The sequence below is a fragment of the Nocardiopsis nanhaiensis genome, from assembly GCF_054778635.1.
In genome coordinates, this window is record NZ_BAAGZJ010000083.1 from 25,615 (window position 1) to 36,070 (window position 10,456).

Annotated in this window: 8 protein-coding genes; 6 read left to right on the forward strand and 2 right to left on the reverse strand. The window is 70.6% G+C overall.

The genetic code is table 11. The features are described from left to right. Window positions 1–5: 5 nt before the first annotated feature. Both ACYVD1_RS28340 and ACYVD1_RS28345 read right to left on the reverse strand, forming a co-directional pair. Entirely contained in the window at window positions 6–1,772 is a 1,767-nt protein-coding gene (locus ACYVD1_RS28340) for a TIGR03767 family metallophosphoesterase (RefSeq protein ID WP_460777563.1), read from the reverse strand. Between the two features lie 387 nt (window positions 1,773–2,159). Continuing rightward, window positions 2,160–2,900: a FadR/GntR family transcriptional regulator gene (locus ACYVD1_RS28345; protein ID WP_460777564.1), complete on the reverse strand. Its 741-nt coding sequence runs from the start codon at window positions 2,898–2,900 to the stop codon at window positions 2,160–2,162. Between the two features lie 156 nt (window positions 2,901–3,056). Here ACYVD1_RS28345 and ACYVD1_RS28350 point away from each other — a divergent pair, with 156 nt between their 5' ends. The 6 genes from ACYVD1_RS28350 to ACYVD1_RS28375 all read left to right on the forward strand — a co-directional run bounded on the left by ACYVD1_RS28350 (window position 3,057) and on the right by ACYVD1_RS28375 (window position 9,696). Next, on the forward strand, window positions 3,057–4,436 hold the full coding sequence (locus ACYVD1_RS28350) for a glutamine synthetase family protein (RefSeq protein ID WP_460777565.1): 1,380 nt from the start codon (window positions 3,057–3,059) through the stop codon (window positions 4,434–4,436). 62 nt (window positions 4,437–4,498) lie between these two features. Continuing rightward, a complete protein-coding gene (locus ACYVD1_RS28355) occupies window positions 4,499–5,890 on the forward strand; it encodes an aldehyde dehydrogenase family protein (protein WP_460777566.1) in 1,392 nt (463 codons plus the stop codon). A gap of 13 nt (window positions 5,891–5,903) precedes the next feature. Continuing rightward, on the forward strand, window positions 5,904–6,668 hold the full coding sequence (locus ACYVD1_RS28360; protein ID WP_460777567.1) for a 3-oxoacyl-ACP reductase: 765 nt from the start codon (window positions 5,904–5,906) through the stop codon (window positions 6,666–6,668). Between the two features lie 44 nt (window positions 6,669–6,712). Then, window positions 6,713–7,411 (forward strand): gamma-glutamyl-gamma-aminobutyrate hydrolase family protein, encoded by a 699-nt coding sequence (locus ACYVD1_RS28365; protein WP_460777568.1) that lies wholly within the window; start codon window positions 6,713–6,715, stop codon window positions 7,409–7,411. Between the two features lie 49 nt (window positions 7,412–7,460). Beyond that, window positions 7,461–7,925, forward strand: a complete 465-nt coding sequence (locus ACYVD1_RS28370; protein WP_460777569.1) for a hypothetical protein — start codon at window positions 7,461–7,463, stop codon at window positions 7,923–7,925. A gap of 70 nt (window positions 7,926–7,995) precedes the next feature. Beyond that, window positions 7,996–9,696, forward strand: coding sequence for a hypothetical protein (locus ACYVD1_RS28375; RefSeq protein ID WP_460777570.1), 1,701 nt, complete (start codon window positions 7,996–7,998; stop codon window positions 9,694–9,696). The last annotated feature ends 760 nt before the right edge of the window (window positions 9,697–10,456 follow it).

Consider the following 10,456-nt stretch of genomic DNA (forward strand, 5'->3'; position numbering starts at 1 on the left):
GACGCTTACCGGGCCGGGTACTGGGCGGAGACCAGGAGTTCGACGTTGCGGTCGCCGGGCTCCCCGACGTCAGCGAGGTCGGTGTACAGGTCGTTCAGGGACAGCTCCCGGTACAGCGAGGCCAGTCCCGCCGCGGAGAAGTCGCCGTGGTCGACCCGGTACGGGCTGTCGGCCTCCAGCAGCGTGGTGAACAGCGACATCGTGCCGTCGTCGTTGTCCACGATCTCGATGCTGCGCGCCATCTGCGGGTGGTCGATGTGCGAGGCGGTGTTGATCTCCCAGAACCCGCGCTCCGGGTTGCTGGAGGTGTGCGCACGCACCTTGTTGTGGTGGGTGTGCCCGTTCACCCAGGCCAGGACGTTGGGGTAGCGCTTGAGCATGGCCACCAGGATCTCGCCGATGAAGCGCGGCTCCGCGGGGCGGCGCCGGTCCGGGAGCGGGTTGTTCATCGTGTCGCTGGTGTGGTGGCTGAACAGTACGAACAGCTCGTCGGTCACCTGCTGGGTCTGGCGGCGGCCGAGCAGGTCGTAGTAGACCGAGCTCGCCGAGCGCAGGGTGTCCTCCAACCAGTCGTACTGGGTCTTGCCGATGGAGCCGTTGGCCAGGCCCGCGAGCGTGGTGGTGTCCAGGCTGATCCCGGTGACGCCCTCGGCGATCTCGAAGGTGTAGAAGCAGTCCACTCCGTCAGCGTTCGCCTCGCCGAACCCGTGCCCGACCGGCCCGGGGCCGGTGTTGGCCTCGTCTAGGTGGGCCGCGACGAACCCCTCGGTGTCGAAGGGGGCGCGGCGCTCGTCGGGGGTGACCGTGGCGATCACCGAAGAGGCGGCAAGTGTGCCGTCCTCGTCCAGGCGCTCCACCTCGTCGGGCAGATCTCCGGCCCGGTCCTCGTCGGTCATCGCGTCGGCCGCCTGGTCGGCCACCTCCCCGTCGGCGAACATGATCTTGCGGTCGCCGGTGAAGCAGTCCGTCAGCGTGCCCGCGGGCAGGGTGCCGGAAGGGGTGTTGTCGTGGTTGCCCACGGTGCAATACCAGGGGATGCTCAGGCCGGGCGCGCTGAACTCGCTGATGGCCGCGTCCAGGAACCCCGGTAGGTACGGGAAGCCGCCCTCCTCCTTGTAGCGGTCGAGGAGTTCGCTGTCGGGGTGCCAGTACAGGTCGGAGCCGCAGTTCTGCACCCCCTCGAAACCCGTCGGGTCCCCGGTGTTGGGGGTCAGGGCGCCGCCGTTGAGCACCGCCATGAGCCAGTCGAGTTCGATCTGCTCGTGGTTGTCGGTGTTGTCGCCGGTGGTCATCATGAAGTCGAACGCCCGCCCGGTGACGGGGCCCGAACGCAGCGAGTTGACCCGCTCGACCAGCGCGGACGCCCCGACGGTGCAGAGCGACTCCTGGGGGCGGTGCGCGCTGGAGCCGAGGATCGGGTGGGTGTACTCGAAGCGCACGGGGCTCTGCGCGTCCATGATGTGCAGGTCGGTGAACTGGACGAAGGCGGCCAGCGGGGTGCGCCGGTCGTCGCGGCCGGACTGCGCGTCCACCAAGTCCTCACGGACCTCCATCGGCCAGCCGGGACCGGCGCTGAGGAGCCGGTAGCCGTCACCGGAGGCGGTGGCGACTTCTGCGAGGGTCGTGCCCTCGGGGTTGACGACCCGTTTGAGGGTCTCGCGGACGAGGCCGTCGCGGGTCGATGCGGAGACAGGGAGCGCGGGGAGGCCCAGGGCCAAGCCGAAGCCCGCGGTGGCCGTCGTGAGGAATCCGCGCCGGTTGAGGGATGCCATGGGTGCGGCGGTCCTTTCGGCCCTGCCAGGGGCCTGTGGGTAGAGCGGGGGCGTCGTCGTGAGTGGGGGGGCGTGAGTGGGGGCGCCGTCATTAAAGGCCGGGACCGCGGCGCGGGGCAACGGGGTGCGGTGCCCCTGCGGTGGACCCGGCTCCGTGGGACCGGCGAGCCGATGGGTACGATCACCGGTTCGGCCCAAAGCGCGGGGCGGTACGCCACCGGTGTGCTACGCGGAGTGATAACCGGGCGTCCGCGGCCCCGTCGTTCGCCCGTGGGGGACTGTTCGCCGACGGGCCAGCGCCCCGTCACAAAGGTGAGTCCTTCTCACGTATGGCCGGATGCGGCCAATCGTGGCCTTTTGAGCCGATGCCCTCCGCTGTGGCCGTGCTCAGGCCAGGAATCCCCTGATCAGTGCCTCGCTGCCCGCCAGGTGTTCGCGCACCGCCCGCCGGGCCCCCTCTGGGTCGTGCTCCCGGACCGCCCGGACCAGCTCCAGGTGCTGGGTGTTGCTGTGCTCCAGGTTCCTGACCAGCATGGGCATGGCGTCGAGCAGGTCGTTGACGCGCATGCGCACCTCGGTGAGCGCGCGGGTCAGGGAGGCCGAACCGGTGAGTTCGGCGAGCGTCAGGTGCAGGACCGTGTCCGGGCGCCGGTAGTCCTCGACCTCGGCACCCTCCACCGCTGCCAGCCGTTCGGCGAGCAACTCCTCCTGGGCGGGGGTGAGCCCGGTCTCCGCGAGCATCACGGCGGCGCCGGTCTCCAGGGCCCGCCGGTGGGTGAACAGGTCGTCCAGGTCCGTGCCGCTGTCGCGGAGCACCCGCTGGGCCTCGCTCCGGCTCGGTTTCGGGCGCACGTACGTGACGAAGGTGCCGCCGAAGCGGCCGCGCCTCGACTCCACGTACCCGGCCTCCTGGAGGGCGCGCAGCGCGTCGCGCAGGATGATCCGGCTGACCCCGAGCCGCGCGGCGAGCTCCCGCTCCGCGGGGAAGCGCTCCCCGTGTCCGACCACGCCCAACCTGATCGCCGACAGCAGCCGCTCCACCGTCTCCTCGAACGGGTTGACGGTCCGGACCGTGCGGAACACGGCCTCGGTGGCCGCCCCGGACACCCCGTCAGTTGAAAGGTTCACGCTCGTTCCTTATTGCTGCTGTGATGGGTGGAAATTTTCCGTGTTCCGGGTATACCACCCCATTGACACGCCCGGTCGCCCCTGATTGCATGTTCCACCATTGGTTTGAACTCGAACCATACTCCCATGCGCAGCGGCGCGGACAAGGAGCCCCAGGTGCGGACGAACGACAGTCTCCCCCCACTGTCGCTGGACCAGCTCAGGATCGAAGCCGCCTCGGGCGAGGTGGACACCGTCCTGGTCGCCTTCACCGACATGCAGGGACGACTCCTAGGCAAGCGGCTCTCCGCCCGCTTCTTCCTGGAGGACGCACTGGACCACGGAACCGAGGGCTGCAACTACCTGCTCGCCGTCGACGTGGACATGAACACCGTCGACGGCTACGCCATGTCGTCCTGGGAGACCGGATACGGCGACTTCGTGATGGTCCCCGACCTGAGCACCCTGCGGCGCACCCCCTGGGCCGAGGGCGCCGTCATGGTCACCGCCGACCTCGCCTGGCACGACGGCACCCCCGTCGTAGCCTCGCCCCGCCAGGTCCTGGACCACCAGCGCCGACGCCTGGCCGAACGCGGCTGGCGGGCCCACTCGGGCACCGAACTCGAGTTCGTCGTCTACCGGGACTCCTACGAGCAGGCCTGGAGCAAGGCCTACCGGGACCTCACCCCCGCCAACCAGTACAACGTCGACTACTCGGTCCTGGGCGGCGCCCGCGTCGAACCCCTCCTGCGCCGGGTCCGCAACGAGATGACCGGCGCCGGACTCTACGTGGAGTCGGCCAAGGGCGAGTGCAACCTCGGCCAGCACGAGATCACCTTCCGATTCGACGAGGTCCAGCGCACCTGCGACCAGCACAGCGTCTACAAGAACGGGGCCAAGGAGATCGCCGCGCAGGAGGGCATGGCGCTCACCTTCATGGCCAAGCCCAACGAGCGCGAGGGCAGCTCCTGCCACATCCACCTGTCCCTGCGCGCCGAGGACGGAACCCCGGTCCTGGCCGACGCGGAGGCCGTCTCGGGGGCCGGCCTCTCGGAGACCGGACGCCACTTCCTCGGCGGCCAGCTCGCCGCACTGCGCGAGTTCACCCTGATGTTCGCGCCCAACATCAACTCCTACAAGCGCTACGTCCCGGACAGCTTCGCGCCCACTGCGGTCGCCTGGGGCGTGGACAACCGCACCTGCGCCCTGCGCCTGGTCGGCCACGGCCCCTCCCTGCGGGTGGAGAACCGGGTCCCCGGCGGCGACGTCAACCCCTACCTGGCCAGCGCCGCGATGATCGCGGCCGGGCTCCACGGGGTCGAGCACGCCATCGAGCCCGGCGAACCCCTCACCGGCAACGCCTACGCCTCGGACCTGCGCACCGTCCCCTCCACCCTGCGCGAGGCCCTGGGCCTGTGGGAGGGCAGCGCACTCGCCCGCGAGGCCTTTGGCAAGGAGGTCGTCGCCCACTACGCCAACCACGCCCGGGTCGAGTTGGCCGCCTTCGACGCGGCCGTCACCGACTGGGAGCTGTTCCGGGGTTTCGAACGGCTGTAACCGCACCGTCCCCGGGAGGCGGGGGAGGCAGTAGAGGCAGCGGCACCAGGGAGGGACACACAGTGAACACCAGCGACAGCACACCGGCCGAACAGCGCGAGCAGAAAGTGGTCGACCCGGCCACCGAGGAGGTCATCGCCACCGTCCCGCTCGCCTCCGCGGCCGAGACCGACGCCGCCGTCGCCCGCGCCGCCGCGGCCTTCCCCGGCTGGCGGGACACCCCGCTTTCCGAACGCGCCCGGCTCCTGCGCGCCGTCGCCGACCGCGTCGCGGCCCACAGCGAGGAACTCGCCCGCCTGGAGGTACGCAACGCCGGGCACCCGATCGGGCAGGCGCGCTGGGAGGCGGGCAACGTCTCTGACGTGTTCGCGTACTTCGCCGGTGCACCGGAGCGCGCCGCGGGACGCCAGATCCCCGTCCCCGGGGGCTGGAGCGTCACCTTCGCCGAACCCCTCGGGGTGGTCGGCGTCATCGTCCCCTGGAACTTCCCCATGCCGGTCCTGTCCTGGGGCACGGCACCCGCCCTGGCCGCGGGCAACACCGTCGTGGTCAAACCCGCCGAACTCACCCCGCTCACCGCGCTGCGCATCGGAGAACTCGCCCGGGAGGCGGGCCTGCCCGACGGGGTCCTGCAGATCCTCCCCGGCGCCGGACCGGTGGCAGGGGACCGCCTGGTGCGACACCCCGACGTCGCCAAGACCGTCTTCACCGGCTCCACCCGGGTCGGCAAGGGGATCATGGCGGCCGCCGCCCAGGACCTCACCCGGGTGACCCTCGAACTCGGCGGCAAGAGCCCCAACATCGTCTTCGCCGACGCCGACCTGGAGCGCGCCGCAGCCGCCGCGCCCATGGCCGCCTTCGACAACGCCGGACAGGACTGCTGCGCCCGCTCCCGCCTGCTCGTCCAAGCCGACGTGTACGAACGCTTCCTGGAACTCCTCCGCCCGGCCGTGGAAGGGGTCGCTGTCGGCGACCCCGGAGACCCGGACACCGCCGTGGGCCCGCTGATCAGCGCCGCCCAGCGCGACCGCGTCGCCGCCTACGTCGACGGCGGTGAGACCGCCTTCCAAGGGAGCGCGCCCCAAGGGCCCGGGTACTGGTTCCCGCCCACCGTGCTCACCACCCGCGACCCCGCCGAACCCGCCTTCCGGGAGGAGATCTTCGGCCCCGTCCTGTCCGTACTGCCCTTCGACACCGAAGAGGACGCGGTACGCATCGCCAACGACACCGAGTTCGGGCTGGCCGGTTCGGTGTGGACCCGCGACATCGGCCGCGCCCTGCGGGTTTCCCGCGCGGTCCGGGCCGGGAACCTCTCGGTCAACTCGCACGCGGCGGTGCGGTACTGGACGCCCTTCGGCGGGATGGGCCAGTCCGGCATCGGCCGCGAGCTGGGCCCCGACGCACTGGACGCGTTCACCGACACCAAGACCGTCTTCCTCGCCGACGACACCTGATCAGGAGACCGCCATGAACCGATTCGAGCACCGTGTCGCCGTCGTCACCGGCGCGGCGGGCGGCATCGGCCGCGCCACCGCGCGCCGGCTCTCCGAGGAGGGCGCGACCGTCGTCGCCGTCGACCTGGACGAGGAGGGTGGCAAACGCGTGGCCGAGGAGACCGGTGGAGGTTTCATCCGGGCCGACGTCACCGACGAGACCGCGGTGGAGGCCCTGTTCTCCCAGGTCCGCGACGAGTACGACAGCGTGGATGTGGCCTTCAACAACGCCGGGATCTCACCGCCCGACGACGACTCCATCCTCACCACCGGGATCGACGCCTGGAAGCGGGTCCAGGACGTCAACCTCACCTCGGTCTACCTGTGCTGCAAGTACGCCCTGCCCCACATGCGCGAGCGGGGCAAGGGGGCGATCGTCAACACGGCGTCGTTCGTCGCCACGATGGGAGCGGCCACCTCCCAGGTGTCCTACACCGCCAGCAAGGGCGGCGTGCTCGCGCTCAGCCGTGAGCTGGGCGTGCAGTTCGCCAAGGAGGGGATCCGCGTCAACGCGCTCTCCCCGGGGCCGGTGAACACGCCCCTGCTGCAGGAGCTGTTCGCCAAGGACCCCGAACTCGCCTCCCGCCGCCTGGTCCACGTTCCGCTGGGCCGCTTCGCCGAGCCGACCGAGATCGCCGCGGCCGTCGCCTTCCTGGCCAGCGACGACGCCTCGTTCATCACCGCGTCCAACTTCCTGGTCGACGGCGGGATCTCCGGCGCCTACGTCACCCCGCTCTAGGGAACGACCACACCGCACCCGCACCGCTGGAAGGGGAGGGACCCGTGCCGCCCGTCGTCGGGATCACCGCCTACGCCGAACACGCCCGCTGGGGCGAGGCCTGGGAGCTGCCCGCCACCCTGCTGCCACAGCACTACGTCGACTCCGTGGCCGCCGCGGGGGCGATCCCCCTCCTGCTGCCACCCGTGGCCGGGATCGCCGGGGCGGTGGACCGCCTGGACGGGCTGCTGCTGGCCGGGGGCGGGGACATCGACCCCGGCCGCTACGGCGCACCGACCGGCGCGCACACCGCCGGGGTGCAGGCGGGCCGCGACACCGCCGAAGTGGACCTGCTCTCCGGGGCGCTGGCCCGCGGCCTGCCGGTCCTCGGGATCTGCCGGGGTATGCAGCTGCTCAACGTGTGCCGGGGCGGCACCCTGCACCAGCACGTTCCCGACGTGGTGGGCAACACCGAGCACCGCCAGCGGACGGGGGTGTTCGACCCCCACCCGGTCACCGTCGCCGAACACTCCCGCACCGCCCGGGTGCTGGGCCGCACCATGCTCGACGTGCCCACCTACCACCACCAGTCCGTCGCCGACCTGGGCCGGAACGTGTCCGCGACCGCCTGGGCCGACGACGGGACGGTGGAGGCGCTGGAGTACACGGACGTGTTCAACGTGCTCGGTGTGCAGTGGCACCCCGAGATGGGCACCGACCCCAGCCTTTTCGCTTGGCTCACCGAACGCTCCGCCGCGCCCTGATGACCGGATACCGTCTGTTCCCGATCAACTAGAGGTTCTGGGAGTCGGTATGAACCGTGAAGAGTCTTCGCTTTCCTCTGATGGTCCGCCTACTCCTGCCCGCTGGCGGATGACGACCGCGTCCGTCCTCATGTGGCTGGCCAGCGCGAGTGCCCTGGCCGCAGCGGCCAGTGGACTGCCGGGGGTCGTGGAGGCCGGGCCCGACCGGCTCATGGCCGAGACCTGGCGGCTGTACGGGTTCCTGGTCTTCGCCGCCCTCTTCGCCCTACTGGCGCTGCGGCCGCTGGCCTACGCCTGGGTGTGGGAGATCGTCATCCTGAACAAGCTCCTGCTGGCCGTGACCGCGACCGGGTTCGCCGCGGGCTGGTTCGGCCCGGGACGGGTGGCCGACGCGGGAGCGGCCGCGATCGCCGACAGCGCCCTCGTCGTGGTCGTCGGCGCCGCCTATGTCCTGTGCCGCGGCTGGCGGGCACGGGCCGGGCAACCGAGGGCCGCGGACACCCCGCCCCGGTGAGTAACCGGCCACCGACCCCCTGCTAGGTTCTGCGGCGGCGCAGCGCACACGACGGTTGGGGGAGAGCCCGGTGACGGGGGAGAGGCAGCACGGACGGCTGCGGAACGTGTTCGTGTGGTCGGGCGCCGGGCTGCTGACCGGTGCCCTTCTCTGGGCCGCGGTGGTGGTCACCGCCAACGACGGGAGGGTACTCGAGGAACTCGGCGGCTGGTGGGCCGTCTCCGCCCTCATCGCCCTCCTCGTCCTCGTGTTCGGGGTGGGCTGGGACCGCGGCACGGAGCGCAACACCGTCCCGTTCGTGTTCTGGATGTGCCCGGCGATCGGGACCGGGCTGCTCATGGCCTGGTTCGCGTTCCCGCGGGACTCGTTCGAGGCCACCACGGACGGTCCCTGGTCGTTCGATCCCTCGCCGGCCGCCGTGCAGCTGTGGCTGGTGGTCTGCGCGATCGCCCTCGGCTGCCTCCTCATGCTGGCCGGGTGGGGCAGGGCCGACCCCCGGCCGTTCCGCCGGACCATGCCCTTCCTCGGCGCGGGTGCGGTGGCCGTGGCACTGGCCGGAGCCATGGTCGCCCAGTTCCTCGTTCCCCTGGTACCGCACCGGGAGGCAGACCGGGCGGGCGAGCCCGAACCGGTCCCCGCTGAGGTGTCGGACTTCGGGTGGACCTGGCGGCCTCCGATGGACACTGAGATCGTCGAAGTGCACGCGGGTACCCACGGGCCGCTCGTACTGCTCCGCAATGGGGCCGTGGCCCTGGACGGATCGGACGGCACCGAAGTCTGGTCCTACCGGCGCCCCTACGACAGAGTGAGCGACGTGTGGCGGGAGGGCGGCCGCGTCCACGTGCGCCACCGCGTCGGGACCGACGACGATGACGACGGCGGTGGCCAGGAGCACTTCGAGACAGCGGAACTGGACGCCGCGACCGGTGAGCTGGTCGACGAAGCCTCTGACGCGCTGCCACCGCCGCCCAACTGGGTGGACGAATACGGCAGGGAGCAGGTGGACGAGGCGCTGTCACTGCCCGAGAACTGCGTGGTCGCGCGCACCGCCGGCTACGGATACCGCCTGGTCGGAGTCGTCGGCTGCGTCGACGAGGAGTTCACCGAGCCGGCGGTCGAGGCCGGGGACCCCTTCGGCTGGGAAGGGGCCGGTGTGGAGGCCATGATCGTGGCGGTGGACCCCGAGGAGGAGAGCGAACTCTGGCGCACGGAGTGGTCGGTCCCGGCCCCGGCCAGGGCTCCCCGCCTCACCGAGGCCCCGGCGGATACCGCCGATCCTCCGGTCATCGTGGAACGCGGCCCCGAAGAACGGACCGTGGTGCTCGACCCCGACAACGGGAGCGAGCTCGTGGCTCTTCCCGAGGGCCTGGAAGAGAGCGAGGACCACATCGGCCTCGCCCACGCCGACGAGACCGGGACCGTTGTCGCGGTCGACACCGACGACCTCCAGACCACGTTCCACCGGGCCGACGCCTCAGGAGAGATCACCGACACGGCCGTGGTCGAGGAGGCCTTCCTGCACGACACCGTCGGCAGCCGCGGCATCGCGCTACTCGACGGCGCCCTGGTCGTCGCCAGGACCTACGGCCATGGGGAGGAGATCCAGGTTGCGGTGTTGGTCGCCCCCTTCGGCGAGACCTCCCAATGGAACGAGGAGTCCGTGTTCCAACCGGAGGCGCGGAGTACCGACGGCGCCTTGGCGGTCCCGGGCTCGCTCGTGGTCACCATGGAGGACGACGACTCCCAGATCCTGGCCGGGCTCGTGCCGTGAAGCCATGGCACCACGGCTTTACGCGGTGGCTTCGGACCTCACGGGTTTCGGACCTCACGTCGGCAAGCGCGGCACATCCGCTTCAAGCAGAACCCGCTTTCCGGATCCATGCCCAGCTGACCGCACTAAAAACGAGAAACTAAAACGGGTCTGCGGGACAGTCTCAGTGGTTTGGGGTGTCCTCCTTTCCCGCCGCGTGATTGTGGCCGTCTCCGCTGCGCGCGTCAAGGTCGTCGCCATCGAGCGCTTCGCGCGTCAACGGCGCTCCACCTTGACCCGCTCCGCTCCGACGGCGGGTTGGCGGCTATCGGGAAAGGGGGACGCGTGGTCGAGGTCTGTGGCGAATTCGGGCTTCGCCCGAAAAGCCACCCCCTCGGCCTGGCGGCCGATCCCTGCCACTCCGCCGGAGCGTCGACGGGTCGGGTGTCGCGGCCGGTCACTGTGCGCGGCGAAAACCCCGATGATCTTGCTCCTGTCTCCACCCTCGGCCGTCGAGAATGGCGACAGGAGCAAGATCATTCCCATTCGGGTGCGCATATGCCCGCTTTGTCCAAGAATGCGGTCAGGGGAGGTTGACTCCCTTTCCTGGAAGGCTTCTTTCCGGGGAATGGAAAAGGCGGGTCGGGGTGGCCTGGTAAGGGTGTTATCACCTCCGGGATAGGTCCTTTCTGGGCCTTTCTTGATATCCTTAGGGTATGACTTCTTCTTTCGGGCAGTGCGGGAATGCGGCGGGAAACACCCCCGCCGTTTCCGCCATGGG

Bases quoted from the DNA above. Each gene is read 5' to 3' on its own strand.
- ACYVD1_RS28370 (WP_460777569.1), top strand. From the start codon at position 7,461: ATGAACCGTGAAGAGTCTTCGCTTTCCTCTGATGGTCCGCCTACTCCT.
- ACYVD1_RS28340 (WP_460777563.1), bottom strand. From the start codon at position 1,772: ATGGCATCCCTCAACCGGCGCGGATTCCTCACGACGGCCACCGCGGGC.
- ACYVD1_RS28360 (WP_460777567.1), top strand. From the start codon at position 5,904: ATGAACCGATTCGAGCACCGTGTCGCCGTCGTCACCGGCGCGGCGGGC.